This window comes from Allobosea vaviloviae, assembly GCF_001298265.1.
GTDB classification, from domain to species: Bacteria; Pseudomonadota; Alphaproteobacteria; order Rhizobiales; family Beijerinckiaceae; genus Allobosea; species Allobosea vaviloviae_B.
The window spans coordinates 89435-108640 of record NZ_LGSZ01000025.1; the positions used below are offsets into that span (position 1 = coordinate 89435).

General features: G+C 66.9%; 17 protein-coding genes. 4 read left to right on the forward strand and 13 right to left on the reverse strand.

Translation table 11 applies throughout. From position 1 onward, the window contains the following. Positions 1-280 precede the first annotated feature (280 nt). The 5 genes from prmC to AE618_RS05870 form a co-directional block, all read right to left on the reverse strand. On the reverse strand, positions 281-1183 hold the full coding sequence (gene prmC / locus AE618_RS05855; RefSeq protein WP_349236425.1) for a peptide chain release factor N(5)-glutamine methyltransferase: 903 nt from the start codon (positions 1181-1183) through the stop codon (positions 281-283). Continuing rightward, on the reverse strand, positions 1153-1431 hold the full coding sequence (locus AE618_RS28770) for a hypothetical protein (RefSeq protein ID WP_248310765.1): 279 nt from the start codon (positions 1429-1431) through the stop codon (positions 1153-1155). Before AE618_RS28770 ends, prmC begins: the two co-directional genes overlap by 31 nt. Positions 1432-1499: 68 nt before the next feature. Beyond that, complete coding sequence (prfA, locus tag AE618_RS05860; protein ID WP_054208111.1) at positions 1500-2585, reverse strand: peptide chain release factor 1; 1086 nt, start codon at positions 2583-2585, stop codon at positions 1500-1502. 54 nt (positions 2586-2639) lie between these two features. Further along, positions 2640-4907: a phosphoenolpyruvate--protein phosphotransferase gene (gene ptsP, locus AE618_RS05865; protein ID WP_054208112.1), complete on the reverse strand. Its 2268-nt coding sequence runs from the start codon at positions 4905-4907 to the stop codon at positions 2640-2642. Between the two features lie 241 nt (positions 4908-5148). Further along, a complete protein-coding gene (locus AE618_RS05870; RefSeq protein WP_054208113.1) occupies positions 5149-6717 on the reverse strand; it encodes an alpha,alpha-trehalose-phosphate synthase (UDP-forming) in 1569 nt (522 codons plus the stop codon). Between the two features lie 314 nt (positions 6718-7031). On the opposite strand from AE618_RS05870, the gene otsB reads away from it, so the two are divergent. Beyond that, a complete protein-coding gene (otsB, locus tag AE618_RS05875; RefSeq protein WP_248310766.1) occupies positions 7032-7844 on the forward strand; it encodes a trehalose-phosphatase in 813 nt (270 codons plus the stop codon). Between the two features lie 2 nt (positions 7845-7846). Further along, positions 7847-9688 carry a glycoside hydrolase family 15 protein gene (locus AE618_RS05880; protein WP_054208115.1) on the forward strand — a complete coding sequence of 614 codons (1842 nt, stop codon included), beginning with the start codon at positions 7847-7849 and terminating at the stop codon, positions 9686-9688. A 113-nt stretch (positions 9689-9801) separates the two neighbouring features. Here the strand turns inward: AE618_RS05880 and AE618_RS05885 are convergent, their stop codons facing one another. Both AE618_RS05885 and AE618_RS05890 read right to left on the reverse strand, forming a co-directional pair. Beyond that, a complete protein-coding gene (locus AE618_RS05885; protein ID WP_054208214.1) occupies positions 9802-11001 on the reverse strand; it encodes a M20 family metallopeptidase in 1200 nt (399 codons plus the stop codon). A gap of 153 nt (positions 11002-11154) precedes the next feature. Then, positions 11155-12660 (reverse strand): catalase, encoded by a 1506-nt coding sequence (locus AE618_RS05890; RefSeq protein ID WP_054208215.1) that lies wholly within the window; start codon positions 12658-12660, stop codon positions 11155-11157. Between the two features lie 130 nt (positions 12661-12790). Between AE618_RS05890 and AE618_RS05895 the strand changes: the two genes are divergently transcribed. After that, on the forward strand, positions 12791-13744 hold the full coding sequence (locus AE618_RS05895; RefSeq protein WP_054208116.1) for a hydrogen peroxide-inducible genes activator: 954 nt from the start codon (positions 12791-12793) through the stop codon (positions 13742-13744). Between the two features lie 6 nt (positions 13745-13750). On the opposite strand, the gene AE618_RS05900 is transcribed toward AE618_RS05895, so the two are convergent. From AE618_RS05900 to AE618_RS05910, 3 genes are read right to left on the reverse strand one after another with little or no spacing between them, the layout of a single operon-like run. After that, a complete protein-coding gene (locus AE618_RS05900) occupies positions 13751-14290 on the reverse strand; it encodes a chromate transporter (RefSeq protein ID WP_054208117.1) in 540 nt (179 codons plus the stop codon). Beyond that, on the reverse strand, positions 14290-14859 hold the full coding sequence (locus AE618_RS05905; protein WP_054208118.1) for a chromate transporter: 570 nt from the start codon (positions 14857-14859) through the stop codon (positions 14290-14292). The genes AE618_RS05900 and AE618_RS05905 overlap by 1 nt, the downstream gene beginning before the upstream one ends. Before the next feature lie 14 nt (positions 14860-14873). Further along, positions 14874-15506: a LysE family translocator gene (locus AE618_RS05910; RefSeq protein ID WP_054208119.1), complete on the reverse strand. Its 633-nt coding sequence runs from the start codon at positions 15504-15506 to the stop codon at positions 14874-14876. Positions 15507-15672: 166 nt separating this feature from the next. Between AE618_RS05910 and AE618_RS05915 the strand changes: the two genes are divergently transcribed. Then, positions 15673-16206: a hypothetical protein gene (locus AE618_RS05915; RefSeq protein WP_054208120.1), complete on the forward strand. Its 534-nt coding sequence runs from the start codon at positions 15673-15675 to the stop codon at positions 16204-16206. 20 nt (positions 16207-16226) lie between these two features. On the opposite strand, the gene AE618_RS05920 is transcribed toward AE618_RS05915, so the two are convergent. The 3 genes from AE618_RS05920 to gcvA all read right to left on the reverse strand — a co-directional run bounded on the left by AE618_RS05920 (position 16227) and on the right by gcvA (position 18974). After that, positions 16227-16733, reverse strand: a complete 507-nt coding sequence (locus AE618_RS05920; RefSeq protein ID WP_054208121.1) for a DinB family protein — start codon at positions 16731-16733, stop codon at positions 16227-16229. 12 nt (positions 16734-16745) lie between these two features. After that, positions 16746-17969: an NAD(P)/FAD-dependent oxidoreductase gene (locus AE618_RS05925; protein WP_054208122.1), complete on the reverse strand. Its 1224-nt coding sequence runs from the start codon at positions 17967-17969 to the stop codon at positions 16746-16748. 90 nt (positions 17970-18059) lie between these two features. After that, positions 18060-18974, reverse strand: a complete 915-nt coding sequence (gene gcvA / locus AE618_RS05930; RefSeq protein ID WP_054208123.1) for a transcriptional regulator GcvA — start codon at positions 18972-18974, stop codon at positions 18060-18062. Positions 18975-19206 lie beyond the last annotated feature (232 nt).

The following is a 19206-nucleotide window of genomic DNA, read 5'->3' on the forward strand; positions in this document are numbered from 1 at the left end:
CTGCGCCGGATAAAAGTGACCTGAAGTGGCGTTACGCCGTTCCTGGTCTTCACGCGCTCTTTCCAAAAAGGGACCTTCAGTCCCATGAGCCGATTGGCGCCTCGACGCCTTCGGTATCCAATCTGGCTTGTCAGTTCCATCGATCCGCGGACATGTCCGGAGGAACGACCGGTCGCCAATGGCATGAACCACGGCTCCGTGCTGACGACACCAGCTTCGGCTAAATTGTGCATAGCGGCTTTTGCGCGCTGCGCCAAGCCAAATCGCACCATTGCCCGCACTATTTCAGGGCATAACCGAAGATCAGGGCGCGCGGGTGGCCACCGAGATCGCGGCGCGACCCGCGCCAGGCAAAGCCGCCCTGCGTCATCAGCGCGATCACATCCTGCTCCTGTCCTGCGCCGATCTCGAGCACGACAATCCCCTGAGGGGCCAGGACATCGGGCAGCGTCCTGGCGAAGATGCGGTAGGGAGCCAGGCCGTCGGCGCCGCCATCGAGCGCGAGCATGGGATCATGATCTCGCACGGACACGTCCAGCGTCGCGATCTCAGCGGTCGGGATATAGGGCGGATTGGACAGGATCAGATCGAAGCGCCGGTCGAGAGCTGTCGTCCAGGAACCCTGCACGAAGCTGACGCGCTCGGACACGCTGTTCACGACGGCGTTGTGCTGCGCGGTCTCGCAGGCATCAGGAGACAGATCGACGCCGAGGCCTGTCGCAGCGCGACATTCGCTGAGGACAGAGATCAGCAGGCAACCCGTGCCCGTTCCAAGGTCGAGAACCGAGAACGGCTCCTGCCGGCGGTCGCCGATGCAATCCAGAGCCGCCTCGACCAAGGTCTCGCTGTCGGGGCGCGGCTCCAGCGTCGCCTTCGACAAAGCGAAGGGCAGCCCCCAGAACTCACGCTCGCCGATGATCCGAAAAACCGGCTCGCCGGACAGACGGCGTGCCGCAAAGGCCTCCAGCCGGGCCGTGGCATCGGGATCGAGCCTGCCGAAAGGGTCCGGATCGCGCTCGCCGGCAACCGCCTCCATCAGCACGCGCGCTTCGAGGGCGGCGCTTTCGCTGCCGCCCTCGCGCAATCGCTCTGCAAGCTCGCGACGCGCCTGCGCTATCGTGGGCGCGTCAGGGGCCGGAACTGTCGACCGGATCAGTTGCCCTGCGTCTTCTGGATGACGCAGTTGCGCATCTTGATCCTGATCGAGGACCTGCTCTCGCGAGAGCCCCGCATCTCCGACTGGCAGGCACGACGCGCCTGGGACTGGGTCATCGCCTTGTTGAGCGCGGCAGGCTCGCCCGAGGTCGCGCGCTTCATGCCCCTTTCCAGCGATCGCTCGACCCGTTGTCCCGTGCTCTGGGCATAAGCCGGAACCGCCAGCACGCCCGCCATCAGACCGGCCATTGCGATCGTCGAGAAAATCTTGGTCATCGGAGGGTCCCCCCTGTTGTGTCATCGATGCCAAAACAACGCTGGAGGGGCTGAGAGGTTTCATGGCGTCAGGCGATTGTCGCGTCGGCCAGCAGCCGGGCCTGGTGCTCGGCGGTCAGGGCATCGATGATATCGTCCAGCACCAGCCCCTGCATCATTTCGTCGAGCTTGTAGAGCGTCAGATTGATGCGGTGGTCGGTGACGCGCCCTTGCGGGAAATTATAGGTGCGGATGCGCTCCGAGCGGTCGCCCGAACCGATCTGCGAGCGCCTGTCGGCGGAGCGCTCGGCATCGACCCGGCCGCGCTCGATATCATAGAGCTTCGCGCGCAGCAGATCATAGGCGCGCGCCTTGTTCTTGTGCTGCGAGCGCTCGTCCTGCACGACGACGGCGATGCCGGTCGGGATATGGGTCAGGCGGACGGCCGATTCTGTCTTGTTGACGTGCTGGCCACCCGCACCTCCGGCACGCATCGTGTCGATGCGGATCTCGCTGTCGTTGAGAACGATATCGACGTCGCCGGCCAGCGGCAGCATGGCGACGGTCGCAGCCGAGGTGTGGATGCGGCCGCTCGTTTCGGTATCGGGCACGCGCTGGACGCGGTGCACGCCGGATTCGTATTTCAGCCTGGCATAGACGCCCTTGCCCGCGATCTCGGCGATGACCTCCTTGAAGCCGCCGACCGTGCCCTCGCTCTCGGAGAGGATGTCGACGGACCAGCTCTTCTGGGCCGCATAGCGCTGGTACATGCGCAGCAGATCGCCGGCAAAGAGCGAGGCCTCGTCGCCGCCGGTGCCAGCCCTGATCTCGAGGATGACGCCGCGCTCGTCGGCGGCATCCTTCGGCAGCAGCGCGATCAGGATCTCACGGGCGCGGTCGTCGATCTCGATGCGGGCGGCGTCGCGCTCCTCATAGGCGAGTTCGCGGAAATCGGCGTCGGTCGCAGGATCGTCGATCAGGGCCTCGGCCTCGGCCAGGCTGGTCTGTGCCTGCCGCCAGGTCGCGATGGCGGAGACCACTGGATCGAGTTCGGACAGCTCCTTGGCGAGCTCGACGGTGCGCGCGGCTTCCGCGGCAGTGTTGATCTCGGCCGAGGCGGCAGCGTGGCGCGCCACGATGGCGTCGAGACGATCCTGCGGAAGCTGAAGGGACATGCAAAAACTCGAAAACAGGGACAGCGGGAGGCTCGGGCGGGCTCGAAAGCGTCGCTAGACCGGAACCTTGAACTCGGTGGCGAAGGCGGCGAGCTGCGGGCGCAGGTTGGTCGAACCCTCACCCGCCGCCAGCATCCAGTCGAGCCGCTCGGCGAGCTTGCCGGCATCGAGCGCGCGCAGCATGGCCTTGACCGGACCGATCGAGGCCGCCGACATCGAGAAGGCGCGGTACCCCAGCCCGATCAGCACCATCGTCTCCAGCGGCTTGCCGCCCATCTCGCCGCAGACGGTGATCGGGCATTTCGCCTCCGCCGCGGCCTCGACGATGCTGCGCAGCGCCCGCAGCGCGCCGACGCCCAGCGGATCGAAGCGGTCGGCGACGCGCTTGTTCTCGCGATCGGCGGCGAAGAGGAACTGCATCAGGTCATTGGTGCCGATCGAGAGAAAATCGGCCTCGCGCACGATCTCCGGCAGCTCGAACAGCAGCGAGGGCACCTCGACCATCACGCCGAGCTGGAGGCTCAGCGGGGGGACATGGCCCTGCTTCTCCAGCATCGCCTGCTCGCGCCGGACGATGGTGCGTGCGCGCTGGAACTCGTCCACGGTCGCGATCATCGGCAGCATGATCTTCATGTCGCGGCCCGAGCCGGCGCGCAGCAGGGCCCGGACCTGCGCCCGCAGCAGGCGCGGCCTGTCCAGCCCGATGCGGATGGCGCGCCAGCCGAGCGCCGGGTTCTCCTCCTCGATGCGCTCCATATAGGGCAGCACCTTGTCGCCGCCGATGTCGAGCGTGCGGAAGGTCACCGGCCGCCCTTGCGCCTGCTCCAAAACGGCGGCGTAGAGCGCCTGCTGTTCGGCGGTCGTCGGCATGTGCTCGGCCACCATGAACTGCAGCTCGGTCCGGAACAGGCCGATGCCGGCCGCTGCCGTGGCGTCGAGATTGGGCAGATCGACCAGGAGACCCGCATTGATCTGGAGCACGATCGGCACGCCGTCCTTGGTGACCGCGGGCTGGCTCTTGAGCTTGCGGTACTGCTCCTGCTTGCGGGCACGCAGGCGCGCCTTGTCCTTGTAGGCGTTCTCGACGTCCGGCTGGGGGCGGATCTGGACCTCGCCGGCCTGCCCGTCGACGATGACGGCATCGCCCGACTGGATCAGCGCGGTGGCATTGACGATCTCGCCGACGGCGGGGATGCCGAGCGCGCGCGCCACGATGGCGATGTGGCTGGTCGGGCCGCCCTCCTCCAGCACGAGGCCGCGCAGATGAGCACGGTCGTAGTCCAGCAGCGCGGCCGGCCCCATGGAGCGGGCGATCAGGATGGCGTTCTCGGGCAACTCCTCGCGGGCGACGCCATTGGCCTTGCCGACCAGCGTTCGCAGCAGCCGGTTGGCGAGGTCGTCGAGATCATGCAGGCGTTCGCGCAGATAGGGGTCCGTCTGGCGCAGCATCTTGGCGCGGGTGTCGGACTGGACGCGCTCGACCGCGGCCTCGGCGGTCAGGCCGGTCAGCACGACCTCGCGCATGCGCCGCAGCCAGCCCTGATCATGGGCGAACATGCGGAAGGTCTCGAGCACGTCGCGATGCTCGCCGATATGGGCGACGTCGCCGCGCTCGATCAACTCGTCGATCGAGGCGCGCATCTGGGCGATCGCGGCCTCGAGCCTCTGGACTTCGGCTGCTGGATTCTCGGCGATCAGGTTGGTGATCGCCACGCGCGGCTCGTGCAGCACGGCATGGCCGAGGCCGACACCGTCGGCCAGCGAGACGCCGATGCCATGGATCGGACGGTCGAGCCCGATCGAGGCTCCCGGCGCCGCCAGCGACTTCAACCCGCCGGCCGCGATCATCTCCGCCATGATCATGGCGGTGGTCTGCAGCGTCTCGATCTCCTCCTCGCTGTAGAGGCGCGAGGCACGGTTCTGGATGACGAGCACGCCCATGACCGCGCCGCCTCGCAGGATCGGCACGCCGAGGAAGGAGCGGTAGATTTCCTCGCCCGTCTCGGGCCGGTAGGAGAAGGCCGGATGGTTCTGCGCATCCGAGAGCGCGAGCGGCTCGGCCTCGCGCGCGATCAGACCCACGAGGCCTTCGCCTGCCCGCATCGTGGTGAGATGGACCGCCTCGCGGTTGAGGCCTTCGGTGGCATAGAGTTCGAGCGAGCCGTCCTCGCGCAGGACGTAGACGGAGCAAACCTCGGCGACGAGATTGCCCGCGATCAGGACGACGAGCCGGTCCAGCCGCTCCTGCGGACTGATCGACGCCGCCATCACCTCGCGGAGGCGGCGCAGCAGAACGCCCGATCCTCCGTGAGCGCCTCGCATCGATCTGACGTCCTCCGCCTGCCGCCCCCGGCCGTCGCGACCGGCAGCCATCGCAGACCCTGACACCTGTCGCGGCCGAGTCGCAAGCGGTGCCGCCCTGTCGCCGCCTTCTAGCGAGGCAAACCCGGGTTCGGCAAGCCCGGCTGCGCAAAGGGGAGGGATGTCGCGCGATCGACCGGGTCAGGCGGATAATCTTCTCCGGGACCGAGACCGTCGAGACCGGCGCCATGTAGGCCGGACATCAGGATGGCGCCACGGTGCTCGCTAGCGCGGTCTTGGTCGCCACGCGGCGGGCCGGCGTCTTGCCGGCGGATCCAGCCTTGGCAGAGTTTGCTTTGGACGATTTGGCTTTGGCCGGTTTGGCCTGAGCGGACTTGCGCTTGCGCGCAACCGCAGCCGGCTCGGGTTTCGCGGGCGGCGCGATCTCGGCCGGCATCGCGTCTCGGCCTGATAGCGCATCGAGGTAGCGCTGCGTCCACCAGCCGATATCGGTCTGGTCGATCGTGGCGTAGAGGCGCTCGAAGCGGCGGATGCGCTCGGATTTCGGCATGGCGAGCGCGGTCCGGATCGCCTCCGCGACCTCGTGGGTGTCGTAGGGGTTGACGATCAGCGCCTCGCCCATCTGCTGAGCCGCGCCGGCGAAACGCGACAGCACCAGCACGCCGGGATCGGCTGGATCCTGCGCCGCGATATATTCCTTGGCGACGAGGTTCATGCCATCGCGCATCGGCGTCACCAGCCCGACCTGGGCGCGCCTGTAGAAGCCCGCCAGGGCATTACGGGAATAGGTCTTCTTGACGACGCGGATCGGCGTCCAGTCGAATTCGCCGAGCGCCGCGTTCAGCCGCCCGGCAACCTCATCGGACTGCCGGTCGAGTTCGGCATATTCGGGCACGTCGGAGCGCGAGGGCGGCGCGATCTGGAGCATGCCGACGCGGCCGCGCTGCTCGGGATGGCTGCGCAGGAATTGCCCGAAGGCCTCCAGGCGCTGGACGATGCCCTTGGAGTAGTCGAGCCGATCGACGCCCACCACCAGCTTGCGCTCGCCGAGCGATTGCCGCGTCGTCTTCAGCGGGGTCGTGGCCGAGCGCACGGATGCGGCCGCGAGCTTGCGGAAGGCCTCGACGTCGATGCCAATCGGGAAGGCCTGCACCACCGTCTCGCGGCGGCCCACCCGGACATGCCGCCCGTCGCTCTTGGCTCCGCACATCGAGACGAGGCCGCCGATCAGATTGCCGACGTCGATTGCCGTCTGCATGCCGACGAGATCATAGGAGGCGAGCGTGTTGACGAGAGTGGCGGCGAAGGGCAGCGCGCCGAAGACCTCGGCCGGTGGCCAGGGGATGTGATGGAAATAGCCGATGCGGTTGGTGACGCCGCGGCGGCGCAGTTCGGCCGCCAGCGGGATCAGGTGGTAGTCGTGGATCCAGATGATGTCGTCGGGCTGCAGCAGCGCCATCAGTGCCTTGGCGAAACGCCGGTTCACGGCGAGGTAGCCTGCGTAGTCGGCCCGTGAAAACTCGGTCAGGCCGAGCCGGTAATGCATGATCGGCCACAGCGCGCGGTTGGAGAAGCCGAGATAATAGGTCTGTCGCTCGGCCTCCGTCAGGTCGGTGACGGCGTAGGTGACCTTGCCGCGCTGCACGACACGGGGCTCCCCCGCCGCCTCGCTGACCGCGCCGCTCCAGCCGAACCAGAGTCCACCCTGTTTTTCGAGCGCCTCCCGCAAGGCGACCGCCAGACCGCCCGCCGCGGCCTTTTCATGGCGGTCGGGAATGGTGACGCGGTTTGAGACGATCACGAGACGCATGGCGGGACTGTTCTCCTTGTCATCCTGGTGGCGTAATCGGGCAGGCGGACGATCTTTGGCGGCCCGATTTTCGCCACCTCGGCAGGAACAGAACGCTGCTGCGAACGTAATGTTTCCAAGAGCGCGCGCCGATCTCCGGCGACGCCATGTCGGCCTTGCGGTCAAACCAAGGCGACGGCGGCGGATCGAAGGCGAACGATGGCGTGGTCGAGAACAGGACCGATGCCCATGCCGGAAGCAGAGCAGACGAAAAGGATCGGCATCGGTCCGGCGCCCCTTTTCCGCCGGTTTCGGTGTCCAGACAGGCTAAAATGATGAGATCGATCGAACCCCAGGCCGTCAGCGACATCCGCGACGTGCCGACCTCCGCGCAGAAGATCGCCACCGCGCAGGAGATCGCGCTTTTTCTCGATTTCGACGGGACGCTGGTGGAGATCGCGCCCTCGCCCGACGAAGTCAGGCTCGACCGGCGCGTGCCGCCCGCCCTGGATGTCCTGCGCACGAGCCTCGGTGGGGCGCTCGCCCTGGTATCCGGTCGGCCGGTCTCCTTCCTCGATGCCGCGCTTGAGCCTTATCGCTTCGACACGGCGGCCCTGCATGGCGCCCAGATCAGACTGAACGGCGAAATCCGTTCGCAATCGGCCGTGCCCGAGGAGATGCGCGGTGCGCTGCGCGATCTGGTGAGGTTCGCCAACAGCCAGGTCGGGATCATCGTCGAGGACAAGCGCATCTCCGTTGCGTTGCACTGGCGGCTCGCGCCACAGCTCAAGGGCGAGGCGCTCGAGCTAATGCGCGCTGTCGCCATCCGCATGGGGCCGGGCATCCGGCTCCAGGAAGGCAAATCCGTCGCCGAACTGGTTCCCGCCGAAGCCAGCAAGGGCTCTGCCATCGCCCAGTTGATGCAGATCGCGCCCTATGCCGGGCGCCTTCCCGTCTTCATCGGCGACGACATCACCGACGAGCACGGCTTCGAGGCGGTCAACGCGCTTGGTGGGCTGACGATCCGCATCGGAGACGGCGAGACGCAGGCAAAGCTCCGGATTGCCTCGCCGACCTCGCTGCGTGCCATTCTGCTTGATGCCGCCGAACGTGGCAGCCTGACCGCCTCCAGCTTTTCACAAGAGTGACGATGACAGTTTCGACGACGGATGCGGGGCCGATTTCGGCCTCGCTCGACCTCGGCGTGATCGGCAATTGCTCGATCGCGGCACTCATCGACCGGCGCGCGCGCATTGTCTGGGGCTGCTTTCCGCGCTTCGATCGCGACCCGGTCTTCTGCGCGCTGATTGACAACCAGATCGCGGACGGCGACGCGATGCCGCGCAAGGGCGTCTTCACCATCGAGCTCGTCGGCATGACGCTGTGCGAGCAGACCTATCTCGACAACACGGCGATCCTCTCCTCGGTTCTGTCAGACGACCAGGGAAATGCCATCGAAATCCTCGATTTCGCGCCCCGTTTCGTCCGCTACGAGCGCTTCTTCCGCCCGCCCCAGCTGGTGCGCCGGGTCCGGCGCATCTCGGGCCGGCCGCGCATCCGGGTCGTCATCAAGCCGTGCCTGGGTCTCGGCCAGGAACCCGACGAGATCACGCGCGGCTCAAACCATGTCCGCTTCGTCGGTGCCGTCCAGACCATCCGGCTGACGACGGACGCGCCGATCTCCTATGTCGTCGATGGCGTGCCCTTCGCGGTAGACCGGCCGTTCTCGTTCTTCATCGGCTCCGACGAGGCGTTGCGCGCCGAGATCGAGGAGACCTCGCGCGAGTTCCTCGACAAGACCACGGATTACTGGCGCGGCTGGGTCCGCTCGCTCTCGCTGCCCTTCGAGTATCAGCGCGAGGTCATTCGCGCCGCGATCACGCTGAAGCTGTGCGCCTTCGAGGAAACCGGCGCGATCGTCGCCGCGCTGACCACATCGATCCCCGAGGCGCCGGGCACGCAACGCAACTGGGACTACCGTTTCTGCTGGCTGCGCGACGCCTATTTCGTCGTCCACGCCCTGAACCGGCTGGGGACGACGCGGACGATGGAGGACTATCTCGGTTTCATCAGCAACATCGTCGACAGCTTCACGGAAAGCGGCGCCGAGCATCTGCCGCCGCTCTATCCGATCACGCGCGGCGGCACGCTCGACGAGTTCGAGGCGCCCCATCTGTCAGGCTATCGCGGCCATCAGCCGGTGCGCTTCGGCAATGGCGCAGCGACGCAGATCCAGAACGACGGCTATGGCGCGGTCGTGCTGGCGGCGACGCATTCCTTCTTCGACCAGCGCCTGATCCAGCCGGGCAAGGAAGCCCTGTTCGGCCAGCTCGAACGCATGGGTGAACTCGCCATCACTTGTTTCGACAAGCCCGATGCCGGCCCCTGGGAGCTGCGCGAAAAGGAGGCCGTGCATTCCTTCTCGAGCGTGATGTGCTGGGCGGCCTGCGACCGGCTCGCGCGGATCGCGGGAACGCTGGGCCGCGCCGACCGCAAGGCGTACTGGAAGGGCGAGGCGAAGCGGCTCAAGGCCGTGATCCTCGATCAGATCTGGAACGAGGAGAAGGGCCATCTCGTCTCGACCTTCGGCGGGGCCGATCTTGATGCGACCCTGCTGCTCATCGCCGAACTGGGGTTCCTCAAGGCGGACGATCCGCGCTTCGTCGCCACCGTCGAGGCGATCGGGCGCGACCTGACACGCGGCGATCTCCTGCTGCGCTATGCGACCCAGGATGATTTCGGGTTCATGCACACCGGCTTCCTGATCTGCGCCTTCTGGTATGTCGATGCGCTGCATGCGATCGGTCGGCGCGAGGAGGCCAAGGCGCTGTTCGGCCGCATCCTGAAGCGGCGCAACAGCTTCGGCCTGCTGTCGGAGGATGCCGACCTGCAAAGCGGCGAACTCTGGGGCAATTTCCCCCAGACCTACTCCCATGTCGGGATGATCAATTCGGCGATGCGGCTCAGCCGCAACTGGGAAGAGGCGTTCTGAATAACGGGAACGTCATGGTCGGGCTCGACCCGACCATCTCGTGAAGGAGGCCCTCCGGCTGGAGATGCTCTGGTCGCCGCTCCGCGTCGCCCGAGCATGACGTCTCTGGCGCCTCACTCCATCAGCTTGGCCGCCCGCATCACCGCCAGCGCCAGTATCTGCGCGGCAGGTACGATGCTCTCGACCTCCAGGAACTCTTCGGGCGTATGGGCCATCCCGCCGATCGGGCCGACGCTGCACAAAGTCGGCGTCCCTTGCGCGGCCGTGAAGCCGGAATCGGCGCAGCCGCCGGTGAACTCGGCGATCGTGGCGATGCCGAAGCCGGCCGAAGCGTCGCGGTAGGTCTCGAACAGCTTGCGTGATTCGGGGGTGCCTTCGAGCGGCAGGAACTCACCCTTGATCGAGAGCGCCGCGCTGGTGCCTTCCACGACCGGCGTCTCGACGATGGCGCGGATCGCGGCGACGAGTTCGCCGCGCTGGTCGGCCGTGACATAGCGCAGGTCGATCTCGCACCAGGCGCTGGGCGCGATGGTGTTGACCGTCTGGCCGCAGCCGATCAGCCCGACATTGACGGTGATGCCCCTGGCGAGGTCGGTCAGGCCCTGGAGCTTCGGGATCTTGTGGCCGAGATCGACGATCGCCGAGGCGCCCTTTTCATAGTTGGCGCCGGAATGGGCCGGCTTACCGATGAACTCGGCACGCATGAAGACGCCGCCCTTGCGGCCGCTGGTGACCGACTGGCGCTGGTCGCGGGCGAACTCCGTGCCGCTGGGGAGCCGGCTCGGCTCGGCATTGAAGACGCAGCGCGACTCGCGCGCGGCGGCCTCGATGACGGGGCGCGAGGATGGCGAGCCGATCTCCTCGTCGCTGGTCGTCAGCATCGTCAGCGGCGCCGACAACCCGCCGCATTGCGCGAAGGCAGCCGCCACGAAAGCCTCGATGACGAGGCCGGCCTTCATGTCGGCGACGCCCGGCCCATAGGCGCGGCCGTCCTTGATGGTGAAGGGTCGGCGGCTCGGTTCTCCCTGAGGAAAGACCGTGTCGCGATGGCCCAGCAACAGCACCGGGCGCTGGTCGTTGGCGGTGGGATTGGGCAGGCGCGCCTTGACCGCATCGCCAAAGCGCAGATCGGGGATGATCTCGACCGAGAGCCCGTTGCCCTCATGGAAACGCGCCAGCATCTGCCCGGCCCGGTCGACGCCGGCCTTGTCGTAGGAGCCGGAATCCGTGTCGACCATCTCGCGCAGCAGCGCGACCATCGCTTCCTTGTGGTCGGCGAGCCAGGCCGTGATCTTGGCTTCCTCTGGTGTCATGGCGCTCATCGTCGGCTCGCATTCGTTCCAACTGGGACAATGAAGCGAGCTTAGCCAAAGGCATGGCCGCGCGGTAGCCGCCGCAGCGCATGAAAAAAGGGCCGTGCCTCGCGGCACGGCCCTCATGTCTGGCGGTGGGGAAAAGCGCCCCGTTTACTCGGCGGCCTGCTGCGGCGTGTTGGGCGTCACCGAGATGGCCGGACGTTCCGTGCCGTCGGCCTTCGACAGAGCGCGGCGGACGCCGTTGCCGTAGTCCGGGTGGACCTTGTCGAAATGCGCGAGCTGGCGCTCCTCGATCTCGCGCGGGATGCCGCCCATCGCGGCGGCGATGTTGGAGAACAGCCGCTCTTTCTGGCCGGCATCGAACAGGTTGAAGAGCGCGCGCGGCTGCGAATAGTCGTCATTGCCGATGCGGTGGTTGTAGCGGGCGGCGTCGCCCGAAATCCGCAGCGGCGGCTCCTTGGCAGACGGCGCCTCGACCGGCCCGCCGAAGGAGTTGGGCTCGTAATAGGCGTCGGGGTGACCGGTGCGGATACCGCCATAGGTGTTCATCTGGCCATCGCGATGATAATGCGCGATCGGGATCTTCGGCTGGTTGACCGGAATGTTCTCGTAATGCGTGCCGAGCCGGTGGCGATGGGCATCGGCATAGGAGAAGATGCGCGCCTGCAGCATCTTGTCGGGCGAGAAGCCGATGCCGGGCACGATGTTGGACGGCGAATAGGCCGCGTTCTCGATCTCGGCGAAGTAGTTGTCGGCGTTGCGGTTGAGTTCGAAGACGCCGATGTCGATCATCGGGTACTCGCTGTGCGGCCAGACCTTGGTGAGGTCGAAGGGGTTGTAGGAGGTCTTCTCCGCGTCGAGCTCCGGCATGATCTGGACCTGCATCTTCCAGCGCGGGAACTCGCCCTTCTCGATCGCATTGAAGAGGTCTTCCTGCGTCGATTCACGGGTCTTGCCGATGACCTTCTCGGCCTCTTCATTGGTCCAGTGCTTGTGGCCCTGCAGGGTCTTGAAGTGGAACTTCACCCAGTAGCGCTCGCCGGCATCGTTCCAGAGCGAGAAGGTGTGCGAGCCATAGCCGTTGATGTGGCGCACATCGGTCGGCAGGCCGCGATCCGACATCAGGATCGTCACCTGATGCAGGCTCTCAGGCGAGAGCGACCAGAAATCCCACATCGCGGTGGGCGAGCGCATATTGGTCTTGGGGTGGCGCTTCTGGGTGTGGATGAAGTCGGGGAACTTCACGGGATCACGCACGAAGAAGACCGGCGTGTTGTTGCCGACCAGATCCCAGTTACCTTCTTCGGTGTAGAACTTCAGCGAAAAGCCGCGCACGTCGCGCTCGGCATCGGCTGCGCCCATTTCGCCGGCCACGGTGGAAAAGCGCGCGATCATCGGCGTCTTCGCACCGGGCTGCAGCACCTTGGCCTTGGTGAATTTCGAGATGTCGCCGGTGATGGTCAGCGTGCCATGCGCTCCCCAGCCCTTGGCGTGGACGGCGCGCTCGGGGATGCGCTCGCGGTTCTGATGGGCGAGCTTCTCGAGGAGCTGGTAGTCCTGCAGCAGGACCGGACCACGCTCGCCAGCGGTGATCGAATTCTGGTTGTCGGGAATCGGCGCGCCGGCCGTCGTCGTCATGGTCGGGTTCTTCGACATGCAGTCCTCCATCATTCGCTCGGGCGGCGTCCGCCCTTGCCCAATTTCGAATTGGTCGAACTAACAGCGCTTTGTGACGATGATGTCCAATACTGTTTACGGGCATCGACGATAAGTTTATCAAATCGTCATGATCACCTTGAAGCAGCTTCGCTATTTCGCCGCCGTGGCGCGCCACCGGCATTTCGGCCGGGCGGCGCAGGAGTGCCATGTCAGCCAGCCGGCGCTCTCGCTGCAGATCCAGGAACTCGAAGCGCAGCTCGGCTGCCAGCTCGTCGAGCGCCAGCGCGGTGCGATTGCGCTGACCGAGACGGGGCGCGAGATCGCGGAACGGGCGCGCCGCATCCTGCTGGAAGCCAGCGACCTCGTCGATCATGCCCGGCACCGACCCAATCTGCTGAGCGGCGAGCTCGACCTCGGCGTCATCCCCTCGATCGCGCCCTATCTGCTGCCCGCCGCGCTGCCGATGCTGCAGCGGCGCCATCCCGCACTTGGCCTGCGCCTGCGGGAATCGCAGACCAACACGCTGCTCGACGAGTTGGTCGACGGCCAGCTCGACGTCGCGCTGATGTCGCTGCCGATCGACCGCAGCGGGATCGAGACCCTGCCGTTGTTCGACGATCCCTTCCTGCTGGTGATGCCCTCGGATGCGGGGCCGAAGGGTGCCGGCTTCACCCCGGAACAGGCGCTGTCGGGCGATCATCTGCTCCTGCTCGAGGAAGGCCATTGCCTGCGCGACCAGGCGCTGTCCTTCTGCGGCCCGACGCGCAGCGGCTCGCGCCGGCAATATGGCGCGTCGAGCCTCTCGACGATCATGCAGATGGTCGCCAACGGGTTCGGCACGACGCTGATGCCGGCGATGGCGCTGCCGATCGAACTCAGGCCGGAGATGCCGGTGACGCTGTTTGCCTTCGCCGCTCCCGGCCCCAGGCGCTCAATAGGCCTGGTCTGGCGGCGCAGCTCGCCGCGGCGGCAGGATTTCGAGGCGCTGGGCGCCGTGCTCGCCGAGATCGGCCAGAGCGGCGGCACACTCTCCGCTGCCGCGGCCCGCGCCGAGATCATCTCCCTGCCGACGCCACGGTAGATCGCGCTAGACGAAGCCGAGCAGCCAAGCCGTCAGATAGACCAGCGTTCCCGCCAGCATCGAAACCAGCGGATTGAGGCTGGTGCGCAGTGTCACGAGCATCGTGGCGGCGGTGATGGCGAAGCCGAGCAGGCCGGCGGCAGCCGCGAGCGTCGCCACCAGACCGCTGGCCAGCATCAACCCGAGCGCGATCGGCACCAGAGCCACGGTCATGACCTTGACGGCCGAGCGGTCCGAGAAGCGCGCGAGCCCGCGGCTGCAGGCAAAGGCGATCAGCGAAGAGGGCAGCAGGATCGCGACGGTCGCCGCGACCAGGCCGGGCCAGCCCGCGACATGCCAGCCGATGATGCTGGCGAGCATGACATTGGGCCCCGGCGCCGTCTGGACGATCGCGAACAGCCGCGCGAAGGTCGCGTCGTTCATCCAGCCCATGACTCCGACGGCCTGGCGATGGAAGTCGGGCACGAGCACATTGGCGCCTCCGATCGCGATCAACGACAGGGTGCCGAACAGCAGGATGATCTGGCCGAGAACGCCGCGTTCCATCAGCGCCGCCTCGCGGTCAGAATCGCGGCGGCGACAGCGACCGGGATCAGCACGAGCAGCGTCGTCAGCAGCGGCTGCCGGAAGACGCCGACCGACAGGAATGCCGCGCCGGCCACAACCCAGCCCCAGATCGCCAGTTCGGCACGCGTCAGCAGCCGCGCGGCCGTGCCGGTGATCAGGCCAGCGGCGCTGGCAGCGGCACCCGTGAGCGCCACCTGCGCCCAGGCCTTATCGGCGACCGCATCGTAGAGCGTGGCGAGTGCGACGAGGCAGAGCAGCGGCGCAGCCATCAGGGCGACAACGCAGGTCAAGGCGCCGGCCGCGCCCCGGTAGCGATCGCCGATCATGACGGCGGCATTGACGGTGTTGGCGCCGGGCAAGGCCTGGCAGACGCCGAGCAACCGCGCATAGTCGCGGTCGTCGAGCCAGCGGCGCTCGGTGACGATGACGTAGCGGGCGATCGGCCCGACCCCACCGAAACCCATCAGGCCGATCTTGAGGAAGCCGGTGAACAGCTCGGCCAAGCCCGGCGCCGGGGCGACGCCGTCAGGCGCTTCAGGCTGTGCCATCGCCTGCGGCCGGCCTAGCGCTGCGCCTCGGTCGCCATCTTGACCGCGAAGCCGCCGAGCATGGTGCCCATCAGCCAGCGCTGCGCCAGCGACCAGGCCGGGCGCTCGCGCAGGAACAGCGCGATCGATCCCGCCGCGCAGGCGATCATCGCGTTGACGCTCAGGCTGATCACGATCTGGATCGAGCCCAGCGCCAGCGATTGCCCGAGCACGCTGCCGGCCGCCGGATCGATGAATTGCGGCAGCAGCGCCAGATAGAGCATCGCGATCTTGGGGTTCAGCAGGCTGGTGACGAAGCCCATGACGAAGAGCTTGCGCGGCCGATCGGAGGGAAGCTCACGGACATGGAAGGGCGAACTGCCGCCCGGCCGCACCGCCTGCCAGGCCAGCCAGAACAGATAGAGCGCGCCGCCGATGCGCAGCGCGTCATAAGCGTAAGGCACCGCGAAGAGCAGCGCCGTGATGCCAAACGCGGCGCTGAGCATGTAGACGACGAAGCCGAGCGCGACGCCGCCGAGCGAGATCAAACCGGCGATGCGCCCCTGCGCGATCGACCGCGAGATCAAATAGATCATGTTGGGGCCGGGCGTGATCACCATGCCCAGGCAGATCAGGGCGAAGGGGGCGAGATGCGCGGTGTCGGGCATGGCGGGCTCCTGGATTCAGCAGGCTTCGCAGATGGCCTAACCGCGCACAATCGCCGCGGCGGCATGGCGGCTCTCCCGACAACGCCTGCGCGGCTCCGCAAGGGAACCCCGCAGCGGCGCGAGGGTTATCCGGGTTGGCCCGGGATTGCGGGATTGGGGGACGTCGATGCTTCTGTTCAGCCGCATTCTCTATACGGTGATCGCGTTTTCGCTGATGGCGGCGGCGGTCCTGCTGATCGGCGTCGCGGTCTGGCGTACCGCAACGGGATACTGGACCGGCGAGAACGCGCTGGACACGATGCTGGACGGGATCGGCCTGATCATCATCGCGGTCGCCGTGGCCGATGTCGGCAAGTTCCTGTTCGAGGAGGAGGTTCTCGCCGACCGCGAATTGCGTCGCCCGGCCGAGGCGCGGGGATCGCTGACCAAGTTCATGACGATCATGATCGTGGCGCTGAGCCTGGAATCGCTCGTGCTGATCGCCAAGACCTCGCGCGAGACGATGGGGAACATCGTCTATCCCGGCCTGCTGGTCTTCCTCGCGGTCACGGCGCTGGTCGGGCTCGGCCTGTTCCAGAAGCTCAGCCAGAACGCGACCGCCGCCGTTCCGGCAGATCATGGGGACGTGGAGGAGGACGAAGCGGCGCCCGCTCAGCCCCCCGGCCGTTCGCGGCGCTCGAACCGGCAGCCGGCGCCCTAGACCTGACAGCCAGCGGGGGCTCAGCCCGCCACATCGACCAGCATCAGGTCGGTGTCCTCCGGCTTTGCGCCGGCCGCGGTCAGCATGGCGTGGACCTGCCCGCGATGATGGGTCTGGTGGTTGAACATATGCGTCACCAGCAGCCCGATGGGCTTGCTCATCTCGCGCTGCGTCGCCCCCGAGAACCAGGTCAGATCTCCCGACAACCAGTCCTGCGACAGCGTGTCGGCCCAATCGGTGAGCGTCGCGTCGAAGGCCTGCCGCTCGACCACGAGATCGTCCCAGCCCGTCACCAGGCCGGCGGATTCGTGGATGCGGACCGCAGGCTTCGGCGTGCCGGCAAAGCGCGAAAGCCACATCCGGTCGGCCCAGAGCAGATGGCAGAGCGTGCCCTGGATCGACTGGAAGAAGGCGCCGCGATCCTGCCGCCTCGCAGCGTCGTCGAGCGTCGCGGCCGCCGTGTAGAGGCTCTGGTTCTGCCAGGCGTTGTAGCGCGCCATGGTGCGGACATAGGCCGTCCCGATCATCGCGGCGCCCTGTCAGATGATGTTGGTTTCCAGCAGCGGCCTGCCCTCGACGATACGCTCATGGCCGAGATCGGACAGATCGAGGCTGCGATAGCCGCCATGCAATATCTGCTCGGCGAGCCCGCGCCCGACGGCGGGGCATTGCTGCAGACCATGGCCGGAGAAGCCATTGGCGAGATAGAGCCCCTTCACGCCGATGGCGGGGCCGATGATCGCGTTATGGTCGATCTCGTTCATGTCGTAGGGACCGGCCCAGGCCCGGCCCGGCTTGATCTGCTCGAAGGCGGGGATGCGGTGCGCGAGCGCCGGCCAGACCGTCTCCTCGAAGAAATCCCACTGGACGTCCTCGACCGACGGATCGGTCTCGACCCATTCCTCGTCCTGCTCGGCGGTGAGCGGCGAGCAGCTGCCGATGAAGAGCTGGCCGTCGCTGCCGCGCTTGCCCTCCGGCCGGCACCAGGAGCCCGAGCGGTCGATCAGCAGCGGGCAGTTCTCGATCTCTCCCTTGCAGAGGAACGAGAAGACATAGCGCTTCATCGACCGCACGGGGATGTCGACGCCCGCCGTGGCCGCAAGCCTGGCGCCATGGGTGCCCGAGGCATTGACCGCCGCGCCGCAAGCGATGCGGCTGCCATCGGTCAGCTCGACGCCGGTGACGCGGCCGGCCTCGACGACATAACGAGCGACCTCGCCCTGGCGATACTCGACGCCGAGCGCGCGCGCCTTCTTGCGAAAGGCTTGCAACACCGCCCAGCCGTCGAACCAGCCTTCGCCGCTGACGCCAAAGGTGCCGCAGGCGATATCCTCGACGTTCATCCAGGGAAATTTGCTGCGCAACATGGGTGCAGCATAAAGTGCAATATCGGCGCCCTCGGCAGCCTGCAAAGCCTGGTTCGCGGCCAGCACCGGCGCGCCTTCGTCACCGGCGAGATAGAGATATCCGCCCTCGTGCAGATCGATGACCGGAGCCTCGCCATCGACGGCGAGATGGCTGCCGATGTTGCGCAGGAAGTCGATGCCATGCAGCGAGATGCGGATGTTCACGGCGCTGGAATACTGCTGGCGGATCGACGCCGCCGACAGCGCCGAGGCGGCATAGCGATAGGTCGGGTCCTTCTCGACCACCACGACCTTGCCCTTGAAGCCTGGATCGTTCGCCAGATGATAGGCGACCGAGGAGCCGATCGCGCCGCCTCCACAAATAACGACATCGGCGGTCTCGGAGGAAGACGACATGGCGGGTCCCGGGGGATGAGCCGGGTGCGCTCGGCGACCCCGGTTAGTGAACTGCGCACATGATTGGCGCGCCTTAACGGACTTGTCGAGTCAGTTTGCCGCAACGCACTCGCCGAGCAGCCAGTCGCGGAAGGCGATCACCGCGGGAAGCTCGGCGCGGGTTTCCGGATAGACCAGATAATAGCCCTCGGAGCCTGTGACCGGCCGGTCGAAGGGGATGATCAACGAGCCGGAGCGCAGTTCCTCCTCGATCAGGAATCGCGGCACGATGGCGAGGCCGAGACCGGCGACGGCAGCCTGCGAGACCATGGCGAACTGCTCGAAGCGCGGCCCCATCAACGCGCGCTGCGGCGGCAGGCCCTGCTGTTCCAGCCAGTTCGCCCAGGCGCGCGGCCGGGTCGACTGCTGGAGGAGGGAGCCCCGCAGCATGTCGGCGGGCTCCTTCAGCCCGAGCCGCGCCACCAGCGAGGGCGCCGCAACGGGCACGATCTCCTCGCCCATCAAACGGTGCAGCCGCGCGCCGGGCCAGACGGGGTCGCCGAAGTGGATCGCGGCGTCGAGCTGCTCCCGGCCGAAGTCGAAGGGGACGAGCTTCGTGGCGAAATTGATGGTGATGCCGGGATGCGCCTCGGTGAAGCGCGGCAGGCGCGGGATCAGCCAGCGCGTCCCGAAGGTTGGCAGAATGGCGAGATTCAGCACACCGCCCGCGCCGCGAAACGCCATGGCCGAGACGGTCGCCGCCGCCAGCCGTGACAACCCGTCACGGATTTCCGCCGCATAGGCGCTGCCAGCCGGCGTCAGGCTGACACGCTGGCGGACGCGCTGGAACAGCCCGACGCCCAGCACCTTCTCGAGATGGGCGATCTGCCGGCTGATCGCCCCTTGGGTCAGGTTGAGCTCCTCGGCCGCGCGCGTGAAGCTGCCATGGCGCGCCGCAGCCTCGAAGGCCGCCAGCGCCGACAGTGACGGGACCGAAAGACGGCCGGGGACGATCTCGAAATCCATGATTTATTCTCATCAAGTGGTGAGAACATATCGGTTGCCGGAACAGGGCGGAAGGGGGCATTGTTGCGGTCATTCGGATGGGGTCTCATCCATCCGAGCCCTCATCCTGAGGAGCAAGGCTTTTGGGCCTTGCGTCTCGAAGGATGCTCCAGATGGCCCAAAGCCTCCTGAAGCATCCTTCGAGACGCGATCCGTTGGATCGCTCCTCAGGATGAGGGCTTTCAGCGGCCCA